General features: G+C 72.2%; 21 protein-coding genes and 1 pseudogene. 14 read left to right on the plus strand and 8 right to left on the minus strand.

All coding sequences use genetic code 11. The features are described from left to right. Positions 1–251 precede the first annotated feature (251 nt). The 3 genes from AB0I41_RS13695 (at position 252) to proC (ending at position 2969) form a co-directional block, all read left to right on the plus strand. The gene (locus AB0I41_RS13695; RefSeq protein ID WP_357106194.1) at positions 252–749 is read left to right on the plus strand and encodes a polyadenylate-specific 3'-exoribonuclease AS; all 498 of its coding nucleotides are present in this window, start codon (positions 252–254) and stop codon (positions 747–749) included. Between the two features lie 300 nt (positions 750–1049). Next, on the plus strand, positions 1050–2078 hold the full coding sequence (locus AB0I41_RS13700) for a 6-phosphofructokinase (RefSeq protein ID WP_357106259.1): 1029 nt from the start codon (positions 1050–1052) through the stop codon (positions 2076–2078). Between the two features lie 72 nt (positions 2079–2150). Further along, positions 2151–2969 (plus strand): pyrroline-5-carboxylate reductase, encoded by an 819-nt coding sequence (proC, locus tag AB0I41_RS13705; RefSeq protein ID WP_357106196.1) that lies wholly within the window; start codon positions 2151–2153, stop codon positions 2967–2969. 386 nt (positions 2970–3355) lie between these two features. On the opposite strand, the gene AB0I41_RS13710 is transcribed toward proC, so the two are convergent. Further along, the gene (locus AB0I41_RS13710; RefSeq protein ID WP_357106199.1) at positions 3356–3907 is read right to left on the minus strand and encodes a hypothetical protein; all 552 of its coding nucleotides are present in this window, start codon (positions 3905–3907) and stop codon (positions 3356–3358) included. Beyond that, positions 3904–4998, minus strand: a complete 1095-nt coding sequence (locus tag AB0I41_RS13715) for an XRE family transcriptional regulator (RefSeq protein WP_357106202.1) — start codon at positions 4996–4998, stop codon at positions 3904–3906. Before AB0I41_RS13715 ends, AB0I41_RS13710 begins: the two co-directional genes overlap by 4 nt. Positions 4999–5049: 51 nt before the next feature. Between AB0I41_RS13715 and AB0I41_RS13720 the strand changes: the two genes are divergently transcribed. The 5 genes from AB0I41_RS13720 to AB0I41_RS13740 all read left to right on the plus strand — a co-directional run bounded on the left by AB0I41_RS13720 (position 5050) and on the right by AB0I41_RS13740 (position 8092). Continuing rightward, complete coding sequence (locus tag AB0I41_RS13720; protein ID WP_357106204.1) at positions 5050–5334, plus strand: hypothetical protein; 285 nt, start codon at positions 5050–5052, stop codon at positions 5332–5334. Continuing rightward, positions 5331–6512 (plus strand): restriction endonuclease, encoded by a 1182-nt coding sequence (locus AB0I41_RS13725; protein ID WP_357106206.1) that lies wholly within the window; start codon positions 5331–5333, stop codon positions 6510–6512. The genes AB0I41_RS13720 and AB0I41_RS13725 overlap by 4 nt, the downstream gene beginning before the upstream one ends. An 87-nt stretch (positions 6513–6599) precedes the next feature. Beyond that, positions 6600–6950 (plus strand): DUF2203 domain-containing protein, encoded by a 351-nt coding sequence (locus AB0I41_RS13730; RefSeq protein WP_357106208.1) that lies wholly within the window; start codon positions 6600–6602, stop codon positions 6948–6950. 95 nt (positions 6951–7045) lie between these two features. After that, on the plus strand, positions 7046–7534 hold the full coding sequence (locus tag AB0I41_RS13735) for a GNAT family N-acetyltransferase (protein WP_357106210.1): 489 nt from the start codon (positions 7046–7048) through the stop codon (positions 7532–7534). A 9-nt stretch (positions 7535–7543) separates the two neighbouring features. Beyond that, positions 7544–8092 (plus strand): GNAT family protein, encoded by a 549-nt coding sequence (locus AB0I41_RS13740; protein ID WP_357106212.1) that lies wholly within the window; start codon positions 7544–7546, stop codon positions 8090–8092. 94 nt (positions 8093–8186) lie between these two features. Here the strand turns inward: AB0I41_RS13740 and AB0I41_RS13745 are convergent, their stop codons facing one another. Beyond that, positions 8187–9086 carry an NADPH-dependent F420 reductase gene (locus AB0I41_RS13745; RefSeq protein ID WP_357106214.1) on the minus strand — a complete coding sequence of 300 codons (900 nt, stop codon included), beginning with the start codon at positions 9084–9086 and terminating at the stop codon, positions 8187–8189. A gap of 23 nt (positions 9087–9109) precedes the next feature. On the opposite strand from AB0I41_RS13745, the gene AB0I41_RS13750 reads away from it, so the two are divergent. Continuing rightward, a complete protein-coding gene (locus AB0I41_RS13750) occupies positions 9110–9913 on the plus strand; it encodes an SGNH/GDSL hydrolase family protein (RefSeq protein ID WP_357106217.1) in 804 nt (267 codons plus the stop codon). A gap of 103 nt (positions 9914–10016) precedes the next feature. Here AB0I41_RS13750 and AB0I41_RS13755 read toward each other — a convergent pair whose 3' ends face one another. Continuing rightward, entirely contained in the window at positions 10017–10505 is a 489-nt protein-coding gene (locus AB0I41_RS13755; RefSeq protein WP_357106220.1) for a glutathione peroxidase, read from the minus strand. A 143-nt stretch (positions 10506–10648) separates the two neighbouring features. Between AB0I41_RS13755 and AB0I41_RS13760 the strand changes: the two genes are divergently transcribed. From AB0I41_RS13760 to AB0I41_RS13775, 4 genes are all read left to right on the plus strand, one after another. Continuing rightward, on the plus strand, positions 10649–12241 hold the full coding sequence (locus tag AB0I41_RS13760; RefSeq protein ID WP_357106223.1) for a glycosyl hydrolase family 18 protein: 1593 nt from the start codon (positions 10649–10651) through the stop codon (positions 12239–12241). A 287-nt stretch (positions 12242–12528) separates the two neighbouring features. Then, entirely contained in the window at positions 12529–13008 is a 480-nt protein-coding gene (locus AB0I41_RS13765; protein ID WP_357106225.1) for a hypothetical protein, read from the plus strand. A gap of 68 nt (positions 13009–13076) precedes the next feature. Further along, the gene (locus tag AB0I41_RS13770; protein ID WP_357106228.1) at positions 13077–14483 is read left to right on the plus strand and encodes a class II 3-deoxy-7-phosphoheptulonate synthase; all 1407 of its coding nucleotides are present in this window, start codon (positions 13077–13079) and stop codon (positions 14481–14483) included. Between the two features lie 55 nt (positions 14484–14538). Next, the gene (locus AB0I41_RS13775) at positions 14539–15558 is read left to right on the plus strand and encodes a GntG family PLP-dependent aldolase (RefSeq protein ID WP_357106262.1); all 1020 of its coding nucleotides are present in this window, start codon (positions 14539–14541) and stop codon (positions 15556–15558) included. 128 nt (positions 15559–15686) lie between these two features. On the opposite strand, the gene AB0I41_RS13780 is transcribed toward AB0I41_RS13775, so the two are convergent. Then, complete coding sequence (locus AB0I41_RS13780; protein ID WP_357106230.1) at positions 15687–16544, minus strand: deoxyribonuclease IV; 858 nt, start codon at positions 16542–16544, stop codon at positions 15687–15689. Further along, on the minus strand, positions 16541–18523 hold the full coding sequence (gene pknB, locus AB0I41_RS13785; RefSeq protein ID WP_357106232.1) for a Stk1 family PASTA domain-containing Ser/Thr kinase: 1983 nt from the start codon (positions 18521–18523) through the stop codon (positions 16541–16543). Before pknB ends, AB0I41_RS13780 begins: the two co-directional genes overlap by 4 nt. Positions 18524–18666: 143 nt before the next feature. On the opposite strand from pknB, the gene AB0I41_RS13790 reads away from it, so the two are divergent. After that, positions 18667–19056 (plus strand): Rv2175c family DNA-binding protein, encoded by a 390-nt coding sequence (locus tag AB0I41_RS13790; RefSeq protein ID WP_357106235.1) that lies wholly within the window; start codon positions 18667–18669, stop codon positions 19054–19056. A 113-nt stretch (positions 19057–19169) separates the two neighbouring features. On the opposite strand, the gene AB0I41_RS13795 is transcribed toward AB0I41_RS13790, so the two are convergent. Further along, positions 19170–20252, minus strand: coding sequence for a polyprenyl synthetase family protein (locus AB0I41_RS13795; RefSeq protein ID WP_357106239.1), 1083 nt, complete (start codon positions 20250–20252; stop codon positions 19170–19172). Beyond that, positions 20249–20597 (minus strand): annotated as a pseudogene (locus tag AB0I41_RS13800) (hypothetical protein); the annotation flags it as partial. The pseudogene AB0I41_RS13800 and the gene AB0I41_RS13795, both read right to left, overlap by 4 nt.

Consider the following 20597-nt stretch of genomic DNA (forward strand, 5'->3'; position numbering starts at 1 on the left):
TCGCTCACCGGGTGAACCTGACGGCCCCTGAAGAGGTGAACTGACACCGGTTCGGCGTCCGGTAGCGGTACACATCAGATCATGACGGTCCAGTCGCTTGCTGTACACCCCTCAAATCGTCTGCGTGACGCCACCGGACCGGGTCGGGCGGCCGGCTGAGGTGCGGTTTCGCCACCGCGCCGGTGGCGGGGGACCGGACCGGAACGGACCCGGGCGGCGGGCGCCACCGGCCGTACGCGAGGATTGGCGCGATGGTCTACCGCTATTTCTACGACTGCGAATTCATCGAGGACGGCCAGGTCGTCGACCTCGTGTCGATCGGTGTCGTCGACGAGTACGGCCGCGAGTTCTACGCGGTCTCCACCCAGTTCGACGACTCCCGCGCCGTGCCCTGGGTGCGCCGCAACGTGCTCGACAAGCTGCCGTCCCCGGCCGACCGCGCCTGGCGGTCCCGCGAGCGCATCCGCGACGACCTGTACGACTTCCTGCTGGAGCCGGTCCGTGACCGCCCGGGCGAGCAGCTCGAACTCTGGGCCTGGTACGCCGCGTACGACCACGTGGTGCTGGCCCAGCTCTGGGGGGCGATGCCGGCGCTGCCCCGGGAGATCCCCCGGTTCACCAAGGAGCTGCGCCAGCTCTGGGACGACCGGGGCCGGCCGAGGCTGCCCGACGCCGAGGCCGACCGGCACGACGCCCTGGTCGACGCCCGGCACAACCTGGCCCGCTGGCGGGCGATGACGGGCCGCTGACGTCCTGCGGGTGTGACCCGTTCTGTCCTGGGCGGTCAACGCCGCCTTCTCCGACCGGAAGCACCACGTCCGGGTGTCGCTCTCCGGCGAGGGTGGGCGAGGACCGCGAGGTCGGCTACTGGCCGGTAGCCGGTTCGGTGGCCGGAGCGGCCGGGGTGGCGGTGTCGGCGGCCCCCCGTGCCGACTACAGTGCGCACTGACGGCCCGCCCCGGGCCGGCAACGGCGCCGATGGTCTGATTTGACGCATATCCTGGGGCTTATCCGGGCTTCACCTGATGCTCCAGGAGGATGAGCAGATCATGCGTATCGGCGTGCTCACCGGCGGCGGCGACTGCCCAGGTCTCAACGCGGTGATTCGGGCGGTGGTCCGCAAGGGCGTCGCCACCTACGGTCACGAGTTCGTGGGCTTCCAGGACGGGTGGAAGGGCCCGCTGGAGGGCCGGTCCAGGCCGCTGGGCATCGCGGAGGTCCGTGGCATCCTGCCGCGCGGCGGGACCATCCTCGGCTCGTCCCGGACCAACCCGTTCAAGATCGAGAACGGGGTGGAGCGGATCAAGGAGAACCTCGCCGCGCAGGGCGTCGACGCCCTGATCGCGATCGGCGGCGAGGACACCCTCGGCGTGGCCACCAAGCTGCACGAGCTGGGCGTCCACGTGATCGGCGTGCCGAAGACGATCGACAACGACCTCGGCGCCACCGACTACACCTTCGGCTTCGACACCGCGGTCAACATCGCGATGGAGGCCATCGACCGGCTGCACACCACCGCCGAGAGCCACCACCGCACCCTGGTGGTCGAGGTGATGGGCCGGCACGCCGGCTGGATCGCCCTGCACGCCGGCCTCGCCGGCGGCGCCAACGTGATCCTGCTGCCGGAGCGGCAGTTCGACGTCGACCAGGTCGCCGGCTACGTCGAGAAGCGCTTCCAGCACCAGTACGCCCCGATCGTGGTGGTCGCCGAGGGCGCCCAGCCGCTGGACGGCCAGATGGTGCTGCACAACCAGGAGCTCGACTCGTTCGGCCACGTCCGCCTCGGCGGCATCGGCCAGTGGCTCGCCGAGCAGTTGGAGGCCAAGACCGGCAAGGAGGCCCGCACGGTCGTGCTCGGCCACATCCAGCGCGGTGGCACCCCGACCGCCTTCGACCGGGTGCTCGCCACCCGGCTCGGCCTGCACGCGATCGACGCGGCGCACGAGGGCGACTGGGGCAAGATGGTCGCGATGCAGAGCACCGACATCGTCCGGGTGCCGCTGGCCGAGGCCACCCGCGAGCTGAAGACCGTGCCGCTGGAGCGGTACGCCGAGGCCGAGGTCTTCTTCGGCAGCTGATCGATCCACGGCGTCGCGGCGGGCTGTCCGGCCCGCCGCGCCGCCGGCTCACGGCGAGGGGGGTACGACCCGATGGCGGGTTCGGTGCACACGGTCGCGGTCATCGGCGCCGGCAAGATCGGCGAGTTGATGCTCTCCGGGCTGCTGCGCTCCGGCTGGCCCCTGGAGCGGTTGCTGGCCACCGCCCGTCGTCCGGCCCGCGCCGAAGAGCTGACCGCCCGGTACGGCGTACGGGTGGTCGACAACCTCACCGCGGTCGAGGAGGCGGCGGTGCTGGCGATCTCGGTCAAGCCGCAGGACGCGGCGACCCTGCTGGACGAGATCGGCCCCAAGGTCCCGCCGGACAAGTTGGTCATCTCGCTCTGCGCCGGCCTGCCCACCGGCTTCTTCGCCCGCCGGCTGCCCGGGGGCACCCCGGTGGTCCGGGTGATGACCAACACCCCGGCCCTGGTCGACCAGGCGATGACCGCCATCTCGGCCGGCGCGCACGCCACCGGCGCCCACCTGGCGCTGGCGGAGGAGATGTTCACCCCGCTCGGCGCCACCATCCGGGTGCCCGAGTCCCAGCAGGACGCGGTGACCGCGCTCTCCGGTTCCGGTCCCGCGTACTTCTACCTGCTGGTCGAGGCCATGATCGACGCGGGCATCCTGCTCGGCCTGCCCCGTCAGGTGGCGCACGAGCTGATCGTGCAGACCGCGATCGGCTCGGCGGTGATGCTGCGCGACTCCGGGGAGCACCCGGTGAAGCTGCGCGAGGCGGTCACCTCGCCGGCCGGCACCACCATCTCCGCCGTCCGTGAGCTGGAGAAGCACGGCGTGCGCGCGGCGCTGCTGGCCGCTCTGGAGGCGGCCCGCGACCGGGCCCGCGAGTTGGCCGCCCAGTCCGAATGAGGCGCGGCCCGCCTGCGTTGATCCACTCAACGCCGGGGATGTGGGCCCTTCCGGCGGAGCCGGACATTGTTAGGTCAACTATGGAGGGGTGGTGCAAAGCACCTGGTTTTCCCTGGGCTCATCACTCGAACTGCACGCTGGCCTGGTCCACACTGATGAGTTGCCCAGCCCCGATGAAGCGTCGGGCCACCAACAGCCCAGCGTCTGATCCTGGAGCGGTACGACGCGATGACTCGCGCGACCCACCTGCACCAATCCCTTCCCCTGTCCTCAACCCGATACCCGGACAGGGGCGACGCCACCTGGCGTGATGGCTCAGGTGCGACGATCTGGCGGTGGGGGAGGACCTGTTGGGCGGGTGCCGTCGGGCAGAAGCTGAAAGTCGCCTACAGCAGGCCGTAGCGACGTGCGAACGCGGGAAACTCCATTCCCGTGCAGGGCAGCCGATGGCCGGTCTGCCGCAGGGCGTCGATGATCGCGCCAGCGCCGGGTTCCGTCAGCTTGCCTGTGCCGCACCAGCCGGCCAAGAGCCAGATCGTTCCGTGGACGGACAGGCCGTAGGCCCGACCCACCCTGGTGGCATCGCGGTCGTCGGTGATCGCGACCCCGCCGTGAATCTCCGCGGCGGCGAAAACGCTGGCCTCGCCCATGTCGCGGGCGCCGGCGCCGATCCTGCGGACCCAGTCCGCGAAACAGCGGATCTCGGCGGAATGGTCAAGGGCGATGACCTGAACCCAGTCGAGTTCCAGCGCGGAGCTGAGTGCGGGGTGCCGCTCCGCGCCAGATCGAAGCTCGTCCAGGACCACGGCGGTGGTGGCGCACGGACGGCCGATGACCATGTTGGCCAGCACGTCGAGGCGGTCGGCCCGCGCGAAGTGGTTCAGCACAGTGGTGTCAAAGACCCACAAGGGTTCGTTGACGCGTCCGTGGCTGCTCACAGCGTCAGATCTGCCTCGTCTCGCGGCGGCAGGTCATCGCGGTTGATCTGCCCGTGCAGCAGTTCGACGGCACGGGAACTCGTCACCAGGTCACGCCGCCACGCCTGCATCACGGCATGCGAATAGCCCGGCGGGACGCGTACCGCGTTGAGGTCGGGCTGCGGCGACCATCCGACAGCGTCCAGGAATTCCGCTTGAGTGGGAGTGGCTTGGCTCAACGTTCGTCGCATCACGGCGTCGAGCCAGCCCGCCAGCTCGGCCTGGCGCAGAGCTAGCGACCAGGAGGTGCGGTAGCGGGCGGCCAGCCGGATGACCTCCTCGCGGAGGTTGCCTTCGGGGTCGCGATCGGCAAAGGCCGCAACTGGCAGGAGTAGTTCGGCCGCGAAAGCATTGATGACACCCTCGCGGTCCGCCCGCGACATGTGCACTGCCAGGTCACTGGAGTACTCATCACCGAGCACCAGATGACCGAGCTCGTGGGCTGCCGTCGCCCGGCGCCGTCCCGGATCACCGTTCTTGCTGACCACGGCCACTGCGATGTCACCGTCTATCAGCGAGGCGCCATCTCCGGGCAGGTTGCTCACCAGGACGTACTGTCCGCTGCGTTCGCTGAACTCCATCAGCGTGTCTATTGGCGCAACCCCCGCCCCATGTGCCTCGCGTAGCCATCGTGCTGCCAACCGCGCATCAGTTTCCGATTCGACCCTCCCGGCGTAGCGCATCGGGGTGTTCACGCGGAGCGTGCCCGCTTCGATCATCTGGCGTACGTCGCCGAGCCATGCGGACAGGGTGATGTCGAGTCGCTGGGATCTGCGAGCCACGTCCGTGTCATTGTCATCGGCGAGCAATTCGGCGCGATGAGAGATGACAGCCGGTCGTCGCTGCAAGAGGTAGTCGATCGGTACGTCGAGCGCGGCGGCCAGGCGGATGAGCTCCAGGGCGTCGACGCGGCGGCCACCGGCCTCGACCTTGGCAACCATGGTCCGGTCAAGACCCACGCGTCCAGCCAACTCGGCCTGCGACATGCCAGCGCCGAGGCGTGCCTGACGGACCTGCTCCCCGACCGCCGTCCAGTCACTTTCTTCGGCCATGGTGCGATAATCGCACACCCCTGCTGATCGTGTCTCGCCCCAGCCGAGTTGATGTTGTCCGGGTTGCTGCGCCGTTGGCTGGACCGAAAGGGACTGACCTCTGACGCGCCCGCACTGCTGGACGCGCTGAATGGGAGGCTTGCCGACGCCGACTATGCGGTCGGCCCGTCGTACTTCATGCGGGAATCGGTCCACGCCAGGCCGGACGGGCTCGACCGGGTGTGGCGCCATGACATCCTGCCGCTGCTCGTCGAGCACCACTACGCCGACGACATCGACGTCGAGCAGCAGTACGGCCTCGAGGTGCTGCGTCAGTCGCTGCCCGACGGCCCATGACCCTGATCCGGGTACGCGAGGCCGGCCCCGCGGTGCAGGTGCACCTCGGTGCCGACGACGCGCGTCGACTCGCCGCGTCCCAGGTCGTCGAGGTGCGTCCCGGACCGGCCGCCGGAATGTGGAGCGTACGGGCCGGCAGGAAAGTCGGCGCGGCCCGGATCGGTGGGGTCGAACTGCGCATCGAGCCGAAAGTGCCGATCGCGCGGCTGCTGTTCCTCGTCGGGTACGCACGCAATCCGAACGGCTGGCGTGACGAGAGTGTGCCGCTCACCGAGCATGCCGGGCTGGTGCCGGCGCTTGCCGCCGCCCTGTGGCGGCAGACCGATCGCGCGCTGCGTCAGGGGCTGCTCCAGGGCTACCGGACGGTCGAAGACACCTCGCCGGTGCTGCGCGGCCGCCTTCGTGAGACTGCGCAACTGAGCCGGCGCGCGGGACTGGCGTTGCCGCTGGAGATTCGCCACGACGACTACACGGTCGACATCCCGGAGAATCAGATCCTCGCCACCGCCGTCGACCGGATGCTGCGCGTACCCGGGATCGATGTCGGCTCCCGGCGCATGCTTCGCCACCTGGCCGCGCGATTCGCCGGGGTCACCCGGCTGCGTGCGGGGGAGCCCATCCCTGCGTGGCGCCCGAGCCGGCTCAACGAGCGGCTGCGTGTTGCGCTTCGGCTCGCCGAACTGGTGCTCGCCGGTGCCTCCGTCGAGGCAGGCCGGGGCGGTGTCCTCGCCAACGCCTTCCTGCTCGACATGTGGCGGGTGTACGAGGACTTCCTCTCGGTCGCCCTACGTGCGGCCATCGAGCCGGCACGCGGCGGCACGGTAGTGCTCCAGGCCCACCACCATCTCGACCGTCGGCGCCGCCTGGAACTGAGACCGGACATCCTGTGGCGGAATGGTGCGGGCGAGGTCGGCGCCGTGGTCGACGCCAAGTACAAGGCAGACGCGGTCCGTGAGGACGCCTACCAGATGCTCGCCTACTGCGTCGCCTACCAGTTGGCGTGCGGGCACCTGGTCTACGCTGCCGGGGAGCATCCGGCCGTCCGGCACGTCGTCCGCAACGCGGAGATAGAGATCGTCTGCCACGCGCTGGACCTCGATGTCGATCCCGCGGACCTCCTCACCCAGGTCCGCGAGCTGGCCACTGAGATCACCCGCCCGGGGATTGCTCTCAACTAGCTCCTCGTTGGGGCTGGCTCTGCCGGTGCACCCGCCAACCACGGCTGCGTGGAGGTCCGGGGCGGCTTGGTGGCCCATACTTGCCGGGTGTTCACTCTCGCCCAGGCACGGCACCTGGTGGCCACCCTGCGTCCCCGCGTCGACGAGCTGATCCGGCTCCGCGCCGACCTCGCCGAGCTGCGCGCCGACCTGGCGGCGTCCGGTGTGTCGGCCCTCGGCGGCCGGGCCGAGCTGAAGGCCCTGGAGGCCCGGCTGCACGCCGCGCTGGAGGAGCTGAACGGGCACGACATCCAGGTCAAGGGCATCGCCCCGGTGCTGCTGGACTTCCCCGGCGAACGCGACGGTCGGCCGGTGCTCTGGTGCTGGCTGGAGGGGGACACCGACGTGCGCTGGTACCACCGGGCGGAGTGCGGCTTCGCCGGCCGCCGGCCCGTCTGACGCGCTACGAACCCGCTCGCCGCCGGGTGAGCTGCCCGGGTGGGCCGCCGGGATCGCCTGCCGCACCCGCCGGCGGGGTGCGGTAGCGTCCGGTCGTGATCAAGGTGCGTCGGGCCGGGCCCGGAGACGCGGCGGAGATCGTCCGGCTGCGCGGGGTGATGCTGGCGTCGATCGGGGGGGCCGAGCCGCCGCCCGGGCCGTGGCAGCCGGCCGCCCGGGAGGTGCTGCGCGAGCGGCTGGCCGATCCGGCGGACGTGATGGCCGTGTTCGTGGTGGACGCCCCCGACCGGCCCGGTCTCCTCGCCGCCTGCGCGACCGGCACCGTCGAGCGCCGGCTGGGCGGGCCGGGCAACCCCAGCGGCCTGACCGGCTACGTCTTCAACGTCGTCACCGACCCGGGGTACCGGCGGCGGGGCTACTCCCGGGCCTGCCTGACCGGCCTGCTGGACTGGTACCGGGACCGCGGCGTACTCAAGATCGACCTGCGGGCGTCGGCGGAGGGCGAGGGGCTCTACCGCTCGCTCGGCTTCCGGGACACCCCCGGCCCCACCCTGCGCCTGAGCCTGCCCGCCCCGCCGTCCTGAGGAGCCGCCGTGTTCGCCCTGCCGTTGACCGGGACCGCCCAGCTGCGGCCGCTGCCGCCCTGGCACGCGGAGGAGTTCCTGGCACACCTCGACCGGGCCCGGGAGCACATCGCGCCCTGGGTGGCGCCGTCCTTCGTGGCCACCGACCTCGACTCGGCGCGGGCCGTGCTGAGCCGCTACGCCGATCGGTGGGCGCGCGACGCCGGCGGCATCTGGGGCATCTGGGACGATGGAACCCTGGTCGGCGGGGTGCTGTTGGTGTCGTTCGACGCCACGCTCGGCGTCTGCGAGGCGGGCTGCTGGCTGGAGCCGGCGGCCGAGGGGCGGGGGCTGATCACCCGCGCGGCCGGCCGGATCATCGACTGGGCGGTGGGCGAGCGGGGCATCCAGCGGGTGGAGTGGCGCACCAACGCCCGTAACGCGCGCAGCATCGCGGTGGCCCGCCGGCTGGGCATGCGCCGGGACGGCACGCTGCGGCAGGTCTACCCGGGGCCGGCGGGGCGGATCGACATCGAGGTCTGGTCGGTGCTCGCCGGCGAGTGGCGGTCCCCGGCCTGACCGCGGCCGTGGCCGGGCGGCTCCCGGAGGCCGACGCGGTGCCGGCGAGGCGGCGGTGCCGGACCAGGGTCCGACACCGCCACCTCGCCGCGGGTCACCTGTCGGCGTAGCGGCGGGCGGCGGCCAACGCGGCGCGGACCTTCTCGGCGTCGGTCGGGGCGGGCCGCTCCCAGTCGGCCGGGTCGGCCGAGTAGAGGCCGGCGTACGCGGTGGTGTCCCGCTGGAACCGCCAGCCCTCGGGCAGCGGCCCGACGTCGACGGCGTCGTACCCGAGCGAGTCGAGGAACGCGGTCACCGTGGCCTTGGCGCCTGCGTCGTCACCGGCGATCGGCAGCGCGCTGCGATCGGCGGCCCCGGCCGGGCGGGCCAGGGCGAGCAGGTGCCTGAAGTAGATGTTGTTGAAGGCCTTGACCACCGTGGACTCCGGCAGGTGCCGCTGGAGCAGCTCGCTGGTGGTGGCCGACTCGTCGTCGAGCTCCGGGAAGCGCCCGTCCCGCTCGGGGTAGTAGTTGTTGGTGTCGATGACCGTCCTGCCGGCCAGCGGTGCGGCGGGCACCTCGCGGTAGGCCCGTAGCGGGATGGTGACCACGACCAGGTCGCCCGCCGCGGCGGCCTCCGCCGGCGTGCCCGCCCGGGCCCGCGGGCCCAGCTCCTCCACCAGGTCCTTCAGCGTCTCCGGTCCGCGCGAGTTGCTGAGCACCACGTCGTGACCGGCGGCCACCGCCAGTCGGGCCACGGTGCCGCCGATGTTGCCGCTGCCGATCAGTCCCACAGTTGTCATGTCCGTTGCCAACTCCATCAGGGACGGCGGCATTCCCCACCTTCGCGCTTGGTTATTCGGCCCACGGGGACGGATCGTCCCGCGGCGGAATCCTTCATCATTGATCGCGCCACCGGCAATGATTTGTATCAGTAGATATCTATCGGCACCTGCCGCGCATTCGGTGATCTTCCGGCGGGATTCGATTCGTTGATATCTATCTCCCACCACCACTTCCCACCCCCAGGAGTGCGACCGTGCGGAGATCCCGTTTCGTGACCCTCGCCCTGAGTCTCGCCGCTTCCCTCGGCGTCACGCTCGGCCTCGCGGTGCCCGCCCAGGCATCCCCCAGCGACCAGTACGTCGCCCTCGGCGACTCCTACGCCTCCGGCGTCGGCGCCGGGAACTACACCGCCGAGAGCGGTTCCTGTCAGCGCAGCACCAGCGCGTACCCGGCGCTGTACAACACCAACATCAAGCCCGCCTCGTACCGCTCGGTGGCCTGCTCGGGAGCGACCACCACCAGCGTGATCAACACGCAGCTCTCCGCGCTCTCGGCGAGCACCTCGCTGGTCAGCGTCACCGTCGGCGGCAACGACGTCGGCTTCGCCAACATCATGACCACCTGCGTGCTCTACGGCGAGACGCAGTGCGTGGCCGCGATACAGGCCGCCGAGGACAAGGCCCGGGCGCAGCTGCCCGGGCTGCTGGCCAACGTCTACAACGGCATCCGGGGCCGGGCCCCGTCCGCCCGGGTGGTGGTCGTCGGCTACCCGGTCTTCTACCAGCTCGGCACGTTCTGCGCGGGGCTCAGCGCCACCTCCCGGGCGAAGATCAACGAGGGTATCAACCTGGTCGACGACATCACCCGCAGCGCCGCCGTCGCCGCCGGCTTCACCTTCGCCGACGTCCGGTCGATCTTCGTCGGGCACCAGCTGTGCAGCTACGGGGAGAAGTGGCTGCACGCGTTGAACTACCTCGACATCGGCATCTCGTACCACCCGACGGCGGCCGGCCAGTCCGGCGGCTACTACCCGGTGTTCCGCTCCGCGGCCGGCTGACGGGTCACCCGACGGCACCGCGCCGCCCACCGACCGGTGGGCGGCGCGGTCGTGCGCCCACCGTGGCGGGTGCCGCGCCCCGGCTCGTCGCCCGGTGGCCGGCTCAGGCCGGCAGGACCTTCTCGATGTCGGCGCGCAGCTCGGCGGAGTCCGGGGTGACCGCCGGGGCGAACCGGCCGGCCACGGTGCCGTCCGGCGCGACGAGGAACTTCTCGAAGTTCCACCGCACGTCCCCGGTGTGCCCGTCGGTGTCCGGGGTGGTGACCAGGTCCGCGTAGAGCGGGTGCCGCGCCGGCCCGTTGACGTCGACCTTCTCGGTCAGCGGAAAGGTCACCCCGTAGTTGACCTGGCAGAACTCGCCGATCTCGTCGGCCGTGCCCGGCTCCTGCCCGGCGAACTGGTTGCACGGCACCCCGAGCACGACCAGGCCCCGGTCGGCGTACGTGGTGTACAGCTCCTGGAGGCCGGCGTACTGCGGGGTGAGACCGCAGCGGGAGGCCACGTTCACCACCAGCAGCGCCCTGCCCCGGTACGCGGCCAGGTCGGCCGGGCCGCCGGCCAGGGCATCGATCTCGATGTCGAAGACGGTCATGCCGCGAGGTTACGCGTCCGGGCCGACGTCCCGCGCGCGTCCCGCGGCAAATCGATAGATGTGCATCTTGACGAAGTGATGACAGCGTGAGTAGCGTCTCCCCATCTTCTGGAAAGTTTCCTAACTGTTGGAGGAGGTGCCACATGAAGAGATCGCTCCGCCGCGCCCTCTGGGCCGGCGCCGTGGTCGCGCTGGCCGTCGCCGCGGTGCCGGTGACCTCGGCGTTCGGTGCCGGTAGCGTGACCGCCACGTTCGCCAAGGTGCAGGACTGGGGGACCGGCCACGAAACCCGGGTGACCGTCGCCAACGGCTCCAGCGCCAGCGTCGACACCTGGCGCATCGAGTTCGACCTGCCGTCGGGCACCACCATCAGCAGCGCCTGGGACGCCGACGTCACCAGCAGCGGCAACCACTACGTCGCGGTCAAGAAGAGCTGGGCCGGTCCGCTCGCCCCCGGCGCCAGCTTCAGCTGGGGCTACAACGGCACCGGGTCGTACCAGGCCCCGCTGAACTGCACCATCAACGGCGCGCCGTGCGGCGGGGGCAGCCCCCCGCCGACCACCACCACCGCGCCGCCGCCCACCACGACGCCGCCGCCCACCACCCCGCCCCCGCCGACCGGGGACAAGAAGGTCGTCGGCTACTTCGCCGAGTGGGGCGTCTACGGCCGCAACTACCACGTCAAGAACATCCACACCAGCGGGTCCGCGGCCAAGCTGACCCACATCCTGTACGCCTTCGGCAACACCACCGGCGGGCGCTGCACCATCGGTGACAGCTACGCCGACTACGACAAGGCGTACACCGCGGCCGACAGCGTGGACGGCGTCGCGGACACCTGGGACCAGCCGCTGCGCGGCAGCTTCAACCAGCTGCGCAAGCTCAAGAAGATGTACCCGCACCTGAAGGTGATCTGGTCCTTCGGCGGTTGGACCTGGTCGGGCGGCTTCACCCAGGCCGCGCAGAACCCGGCCGCCTTCGCCGACAGCTGCTACAACTTGGTCGAGGACCCGCGCTGGGCGGACGTCTTCGACGGCATCGACGTCGACTGGGAGTACCCCAACGCCTGCGGCCTCCAGTGCGACACCAGCGGGCCGAACGCCTTCAAGAACGTGATCGGCGCCCTGCGGTCGAAGTTCGGCTCCAGCGCGCTGGTCACCGCCGCCATCACCGCCGACGGCAGCACCGGCGGCAAGATCGACGCCACCGACTACGCCGGCGCGGCGCCGTCGCTGAACTGGCTCATGCCGATGACGTACGACTACTTCGGCGCCTGGGCGGCGCAGGGCCCGACCGCCCCGCACTCGCCGCTCACCTCGTACACCGGCATCCCGCAGGCCGGCTTCTACGCCGACGCGGCGATCCAGAAGCTCAAGGCGAAGGGCGTGCCGGCCAGCAAGCTGCTGCTCGGCATCGGCTTCTACGGCCGGGGCTGGACCGGGGTCACCCAGACCGCCCCGGGCGGCACCGCCACCGGCGCGGCGCCGGGCACCTACGAGCAGGGCATCGAGGACTACAAGGTCCTGAAGAACACCTGCCCGGCCACCGGCACCGTCGCCGGGACCGCGTACGCCAAGTGCGGCAGCAACTGGTGGAGCTACGACACCCCGTCCACCATCGGCGGCAAGATGACCTACGCCAAGAACCAGGGCCTCGGGGGCGCCTTCTTCTGGGAGCTCTCCGGTGACACCGGCAACGGCGAGCTGATCGGTGCCATCAAGGGCGGTCTCGGCTGAGCCGAGCGCCGACGCACCACCCACCCGGCGGGGAGGGGCACCCGCGGCCCCTCCCCGTCCGCGTGTTCCACGGCCCCGGGGCACCACTCATGGTGCTTCCGGGGCCGCTGTTCCGGACGCCGACCGCTGCGGGGGCCACGGTTCGGCGTCGTCGACTCTCGGGCTTCTTTCCAGTCGTGAAGTTTATTAACTGACGAGCTTCGGGCATGACGGGATGCCATGCAAGAGCGTCGATGTGACAGACTCGCCGCTCGGCATCTCCGATGTCCGCAGCGAGGGGAGGACCCATGCGCCCGAGGCACCGCGCCGCCAGCGTGGCCGCGCTGGCACTGCTGCCGTTGTCCCTGCTCGGCTGCGGGATCGGCGGCGGCGACGCGGACGACGGCCCCGCCGTCGGGCGTGCCCCCGCCGAGGAGGCGGCCACCAAGTCCCGCGAGCGGGTACAGGCCTACCTCGACGCGATGACCGCCAAGGACGTCGCCGCCGGCCGCAGCCAGCTCTGCGCACCCATGCACGAGGCCTTCGACGCGGCGGCCACCGGCCCGAACGGCGACTTCGCCGACCACTTCGAGGTGCCGAAGGCGGTCATCATCGACGTGCGCTCCGGCCCGCGCGGGCAGGAGGTCAGCGCCTCCGTGACCGTTTCGGTCGGCGCCCGGGACGTGGCCCGGCCGCTGCTGTTCACGGTCACCCGCAGCGGTGCCGACTGGTGCATCTCCGGCGAAGCGCCCGGCGGGCACGCTCCGGAGCCGTCGGTCACCCCCTGACCCTCCCATCTGCCGGAACCGTCCCCCTCGACGGCAGGTCGCCCGGCCGTCGCCGTACGCTTTCCCTCATGCGCCATGAGTGGCATCAGCTGAGCTACCCCGCCGTGAGCAGCCCCGGGCTGCAGACCAGCCGGCCCACCGTCGACTCCGCCGAGGACGCGGCCCTCGGCCTGGACCGCTGGCGCGACCTGCCCCGGGCACAGACCCCGCCCTGGCCCGACCCGGCCCAGGTCGCCGAGGTCTGCAAGGTGCTCGACGTCGTTCCCTCGGTGGTCGCGCCCTACGAGGTCGACCAGCTCCGGCAGCGCCTCGCGCTGGTCTGCGAGGGCAAGGCGTTCCTGCTCCAGGGCGGCGACTGCGCCGAGACCTTCGCCGACAACACCGAGAGCCACCTGCTGGCCAACGCCCGCACCCTGCTCCAGATGGCGATCGTGTTGACCTACGGCGCGTCGCTGCCGGTGGTCAAGGTCGCCCGGGTCGCCGGCCAGTACACCAAGCCCCGGTCCCTGCCGACCGACGCCCGTGGCCTGCCCGCGTACCGCGGCGACATGATCAACGCGCTGGAGGCCACGCCGGAGGCGCGGATCGCCGATCCGCAGCGCATGATCCGGGCGTACGCGAACTCCGCTGCCGCGATGAACATGCTCCGCGCGTACCTGGCCGGCGGGCTGGCCGACCTGCACGCCGTGCACGACTGGAACAAGGGCTTCGTCAAGAACTCCCCGGCCGGCGAGCGCTACGAGGCGATCGCCCGGGAGATCGACCGGGCGCTGGCCTTCATCCGGGCCTGCGGGATGACCGGGGACGAGGCGCTGCGTACCGTCACCCTCCACTGCTCCCACGAGGCCCTGGCCCTGGAGTACGACCGGGCGCTCACCCGGGTCTCCGACCGCCGCGCGTACGGCCTGTCCGGGCACTTCCTCTGGATCGGCGAGCGGACCCGGCAGATCGACGGGGCGCACATCGACTTCATCTCCCGCATCGCCAACCCGATCGGGGTCAAGCTCGGCCCGACCACCACGCCGGACGAGGCGATCGAGCTGTGCGAGAAGCTCAACCCGGACAACGTCCCCGGTCGGCTGACCCTGATCAGCCGGATGGGCAACCACAAGGTCCGCGACGCGTTGCCGCCGATCGTGGCCAAGGTGACCGCCGCCGGCGCGAAGGTCGTCTGGCAGTGCGACCCGATGCACGGCAACACCCACGAGTCGTCCAACGGCTACAAGACCCGGCACTTCGACCGGATCGTCGACGAGGTGCTCGGCTACTTCGAGGTGCACCGCGGCCTGGAGACCCACCCGGGCGGCCTGCACGTCGAGCTGACCGGCGAGGACGTCACCGAGTGCCTCGGCGGCGCCCAGGGCATCGAGGACCTCGACCTGCCCGACCGGTACGAAACCGCCTGCGACCCGCGACTGAACACCCAGCAGTCGCTGGAGCTGGCCTTCCTGGTTGCGGAGATGCTGCGTGGCTGATCGTGCGAGCGCGAGGAGTGAGCTTGCGAGCCCCGCAGCCGCGAGCGAAGACATGATCGTCGATCTGCGGTCCGACACGGTGACCCGGCCCACCGCCGGGATGCGGGAGGCGATGGCCACCGCCGAGGTCGGCGACGACGTCTACGGCGAGGACCCGACCGTCACCCGGCTGGAGGCCGAGGTCGCGGCGCTCTTCGGGCACGAGGCGGCGCTGTTCGCCCCGACCGGCTCGATGGCCAACCAGATCGCCCTCCAACTCGTCGTGCCGCCCGGTGACGAGCTGCTCTGCGACGCCGACGCGCACGTGGTCACGTACGAGATCGGGGCCGCCGCCGCGTACGGCGGGATCTCCTCGCGGACCTGGCCGGCGGTCGGCGCGGAGATCGACCCGGACGTGGTCGCCGGCATGGTCCGGCCCGACGGCTACTTCGCGGTGCCGACCCGGGCCATCGCCGTCGAGCAGACCCACAACCGGGGCGGCGGCGGCGTGATCCCGCTGGCCACCCTCCGTGAGCTGCGCCGGGTCGCCGACGAGCACGGGCTGGCGCTGCACTGCGACGGGGCCCGGATCTGGCACGCGCACGTCGCCGACGGGGTGCCGCTGGCCGACTACGGCGCGCTCTTCGACACCTTGTCCGTCTGCCTCTCCAAGGGCCTCGGCGCCCCGGTCGGCTCGCTCGTGGTCGGCAGCGCCGAGAAGATCGACCGGGCCCGGTTCATCCGTAAGCGGATGGGCGGTGGCATGCGTCAGGTCGGCGTCCTCGCCGCCGCCGGCCGGTACGCCCTGACCCACCACGTCACCCGGCTCGCCGAGGACCACGCGAAGGCGGCCCGGCTGGCCGAGGCGGTCGCCCCGTTCGGGGTGCTGGCCGCGCCGGTCCGGACGAACCTGGTCCCAATGGACCTGACCAAGCACCCGCTGGACGCGAAGGCCCTCGCCGCCGCCGCCCGCGCCGAGGGCGTGCTGATCTCGGTGCTCGGCCCCCGCACCGCCCGCCTGGTCACCCACATGGACGTCGACGACGCCGGGATCGAGCGCGCGGTCGAGGTGCTCACCCGCCTGCTGCGCGCCTGACCCGCTCCCGCTCCCGAGCCCCGCTATGTTGACCAAGAAGTTTGCGCCAGTTTCGGGCTGGATTCCGACGCAAACTTCTTGGTCAACCGCGCCGGGCGGGCCGGCCCGGTCCGGGCCGGGCGGCGGGTTCAGGGGTGAAGGCGTTTGAGGGTGGCGATGTCGGCGGCGTGGCCCTCGTGCTTCTCGGTGGGGGTCTCCACGACCACCGGGACGCCGGCGGTGGCGGGGTGGGCCATCAACTCGGCGAACGCGGGCTCGCCGATGCTGCCCTTGCCGATGTTCTCGTGCCGGTCCCGGGTGGAACCGCACAGGTCCTTGGAGTCGTTGGCGTGCACCAGCCGCAGCCGGTCCGCCCCGACGGCCGCCACCAGGGCGTCCAGGGTCGTCGTCAGGCCGCCCTCGGCGGCCAGGTCGTGCCCGGCGGCCCAGGCGTGGCAGGTGTCGAAGCACACCCCCAGCCCCGGGTGCCGGTCCACCGCGTCCAGGTAGGGGCCCAACTGCTCCACCCGGGAGGCCAGCGAGCGGCCCCCGCCCGCGCTCGGCTCGACCAGCAGCATCGGCCCGCCGGCCGACGCCGCGTCGTCCAGCAACGGCAGCAGCGTCTCGCGGACCTGCCGCATGGCCGCCTCGGCGTGCCCCGCGTCGACCGCGCTGCCCGCGTGGAACACCACCCCCCGGGCGCCGATCGCCCGGCCCCGGCGTAGCGCGTGCGCCAGCGTCTCCGCCGACCGCTGCACCGTCGCCGCCGTGGGGGAACCGAGGTTCACCAGCAGCGAGGCGTGGATGAAGACCGGGACGCCCCGCTCGGCGCAACCGTCCCGGAAGAGCGCGTCCTGGGCCGGATCGCCGGCCGGCAGCGCCCAGCCGCGCGAGTTGGAGACGTAGACCTGCACCACCTCGGAGCCGGCCGCGTCGACGTACGGCAGGGCCGCCCGGGCCAGGCCGCCTGAGGTGGGGGTGTGCGAGCCGACCGGTCGCACGGTCACATGCACCCGATGGTGACCGGCGTGGCCGGCGGCACCGGGGAATTCTCGGGCGGGTTCTGGAACCGGACGACGCCGTTCGGGTTGAACTGCACGGTCACCGGGAAGCCCTGGCTCTCCAGCTGCTGCTTGGCCTGCGGGCACGGCAGGTCGACGACCCGCGGCATGATCACCTGGGCCGGCCCCTTGCTGACGTCGAGCCGGACCTGGGCGCCCTTCTCGACCCCGGCGCCGTTGGCCGGGCTCTGCCCGAGGATCTCGTCCTTCGGCTTGTCCGAGTCCTTGTACGTCTCCACCGGCACCAGGCCGAGCTGGGCCAGCACGGCCCGCGCCTCGTTGACGTTCTTGCCGAGCAGGTTCGGCACCGAGATCGGGGCCTTGCCCTTGCTCAGGATGAGAATGATCTTCTGGCCCGGCTTCACCTCGGCGCCGACCTTCGGGTTGGTGTCCAGCACCACCCCGGCCGGCAGGTTGTCGTCGTAGCGTGGGGTGCCCTTGGCCACCACCAGCTTCGCGCTGGTCAGATCCGCCTCGGCCAGCTCGAACTCCTTGCCCACCACGTCCGGCACCGGGAACCGATCCGGACCCAGCGACAGGGTGAGCGTGATGGTGCCGCCCTTGAGGATCCGGGCGGCCGAGACCGGGTCCTGCGCCACGACGCTGTCCCGGGGGGTCTTCTCGTCGTACCGGGGCTCGGCGTAGGCCAGGGTGAAGCCGGCCCGGTCCGCCTGCGCCTGCGCCTCGGCCTTGCTCAGGCTCACCAGTTCCGGGGCGACCGTGTAGCGGCCCACCCCGACCCACCAGCCGCCCATCGCGGCGAGCAGGCCGAGCACCACCACCGCGGCGGCGACCGAGAGTCGACCCCGCGGGCTGCCCATCAGGCGGGTGCGCAGCGCGGCGAGCTGGGCCTGCAGGCCCAGCTCCGGGGCCGCCCGCCGGCGGTGCGGCTGCTGCTGGCCACCCTCCGGCAGCCGCGCCCAGGCCGGCCGCTCGGCCGGGCGGACCGCGGCCACGACCATGGTCGGCTGGGACACCGCCAGGGTCTCGTCGCTCACCGCACGCAGCACCGTGGTGTGCGAGTTCGGGTTGCCCAGGTCGTCCCGGGCCACCTGCACCTCGGTCAGCAGGGCGCCGGCGTCGGCCGGGCGCGCGTCGGGGTCGCGCCGGGTGGCCCGCGCGACCAGGTCGTCGAGCACCTTGGGCAGCGCGGGCACCAGGGTCGACGGGGCCGGCACGTCCCGGTCGACGTGCTGCCAGGCCACGTCCACCGGCCGGTCGCCGTCGTACGGGACCCGCCCGGTGAGCATCTCGAACAGGACGATGCCGGCCGAGTAGACGTCGGTGCGCGGATCGGCGTGTCCCTCGGTGACCAGCTCCGGCGCCACGTACGCGACGGTCGCCATGAGCTGGTTGCCGTTCTCCTCCTCGGCGCTGGCCTCGACCGCCCGGGCCAGGCCGAAGTCGGCGACCTTCACCACGCTGTCGACGAGGTTGGCCGCGCCGCCGATGGGCGCCTCGGCGACCAGCACGTTCTCCGGCTTCACGTCCCGGTGGACCAGCCCGGCCCGGTGCGCGGCGGCGATCGCGGCGACCATCTGCTCCATGATCGCCAGCGCCTCGTCCGGGTTGAGCCGGCGCCGCTCGGCCAGCACGTCGCGCAGGGTGCGGCCGCGGACGTACTCCATCACCAGGTAGGGCAGCCCGCCGTGGGTGCCCTGGTCGTAGACCGCCACCACGTTCGGGTGGGTCAACCGGGCGATCGTCTTCGCCTCGTCGGTGAACCGCGCCATGAACCCGGCCGCCCGGGTGCGGGCCTCCGGCGCCTGGGACGGGTGAATGATCTTGACCGCCACGGTGCGCTCCAGGCGCTCGTCGGTGGCGGTGTACACGGTCGCCATGCCGCCGCGCGCGACGCGTCCGCGAATGCGGTAACGCCCGTCGAGCAGCGAGCCCAGCAACGTGTCGGCGACCTGTGTGTCCATCGGCAGGCAGTCTATGTGTCCAGAGGGTGAAGGTTGAACAGGATGCTACAGCCGGTGGCCGATCGGGTCGGTCCCGCCGTACTGCCGCAGGCCACCAGGGGTGCCGGTGCGCCCGCGCCGGGACGACGTGGCAGGGTGGTCGGGTGACCGATTCCGTACCCGCCGACCAGGCTTCCGGCGCCGCCCTCGCCGGCCCGACCGACCCGGCCGACTGGCTGACCCTGCCCGACGTGGCCGAGCGCCTCGACCTGTCGATCAGCAAGGTCCACCAGATGATCCGCGACCGGGAGTTGATCGCCGTCCGCCGCGACGGCGTCCGCCGGATCCCCGCCGACCTGGTGGCGAACAAGACCGTGCTCAAGCACCTGCCCGGCGTGCTGAACCTGCTGGCCGACGCCGGCTACGACGACGAGGCCGCCCTGCGCTGGCTCTACCAGCCCGACGACACCCTCACCGGTGGCACCGCCGCGGCCACCCTCGGCGGCGACCACGCCCGTGAGGTCAAACGCCGCGCCCAGGCCCTCGGCTTCTGACCCTCACCCACCCCCCGCCGCCCCTGTTGGCCATGAAGTTGGCGGCAGTTGTGGATCTCCAGAGTGCCGTCAACTTCATGATCAACGGGGGATCGGGCCGGGGGCGGGGTGGGTCAGTCGGCGCGGCGGGTGGCGGCTATGGCCAGGTCGACGAGGGCCTGGCGGGCTTCGGTGTCGAGGTCGACGGTGGTGAGCGCGGCCAGGGCGGCGTCGGTGAGGGTGACGATCCGCTGCTCGGTACGGGCCAGCGCGCCGCTGGCGCGGATCAGCTCCCGCAGCCGGGCCACCCCGGCCTCGTCCAGCTCGGGATCGCCCAGCCGGCCGAGCAGTAGCTCCCGACCGGCGTCATCGGTCGCCTCCACCGCCGCCGCCACCAGGTAGGTGCGCTTGCCCTCGCGCAGGTCGTCCCCGGCCGGCTTGCCGGTCTGCGCCGGGTCGCCGAAGACCCCCAGCACGTCGTCGCGGAGCTGGAACGCCTCGCCCAGCGGCAGCCCGTACGCCGAGTACGCCGCCCGCACGTCCGCCGACGCCTCGGCCAGCGCGGCACCGAGCAGCAGCGGCCGCTCGACCGTGTACTTGGCCGACTTGTACCGGGCCACCTTGCCGGCCCGCTCCAGCGAGGTGTCCCCGGTGACCTGGGTCAGCACGTCCAGGTACTGCCCGACGGTGACCTCGGTGCGCATCTCGTCGAAGACCGGCCGGGCCCGGGCCACCGTGCGCGGCTCCAGGCCGGCGGAGTGCAGCAGCTGGTCCGACCAGACCAGGCAGAGGTCGCCGAGGAGGATCGCCGCCGCGTCGCCGAACCCGTCCGGGTCGCCGCCCCAGCCGGCCGCCCGGTGCCGGGCGGCGAACCGCCGGTGCACCGCCGGCTCGCCGCGACGGGTGTCGGAGCGGTCCATCAGGTCGTCGTGGATCAGGGCGCTGGCCTGCACGAACTCCAACGCCGCCAAGGCGCTCACCACCTGGTCGGAGTCGACCCCGCCGGCACCCCGGTACCCCCAGTACGCGAACGCCGGGCGCAGCCGCTTGCCGCCGCCCAGCACGAACGCCTCGATCGCCTCGGCGACGGGCACCAGCGCGTCGTCGACGCCGGTCATCCAGGTGCGCTGGTTGGCCAGGAACTCGGTCAGGGCCTTGTCGACCCGCTGGCGCAGGCCGGCACGGTCGACGGGGGAGACGGGAGCAGGGTAAGTCACGCACCGACGCTAGCCGGTCCCGGTCGGCCGCGTCCCACCTCGGGTCGGTGCCTCGCACCCGACCCGCCCGGTGCGCCGGCCCGTCGCCCCGGCGACGGCGGTCGGGCGGGGGTGGTGACCGGGCCGCGGGGCAGGAGACCGCGGGCGTCGGCGAGCAGCGCGGCGTAGCGGCGTACCGCCGGCTCGGTGCGGTGTGCGGCCAGCCGGCGGTCCAGCTCGGCCAGCGGCGTCGCGGCCCGCGCCGACCCGGCGCGGACCGCGTCCAGCAGCGCGGCCCCGGCCACCGCGCAGGCCTGCTCCACCTCGCCGAGCTGGAGCAGGCCGCGGGCCAGCCAGCCGCCGTAG

Source organism: Micromonospora sp. NPDC050200, from assembly GCF_040656135.1.
Classification (GTDB): domain Bacteria; phylum Actinomycetota; class Actinomycetes; order Mycobacteriales; family Micromonosporaceae; genus Micromonospora.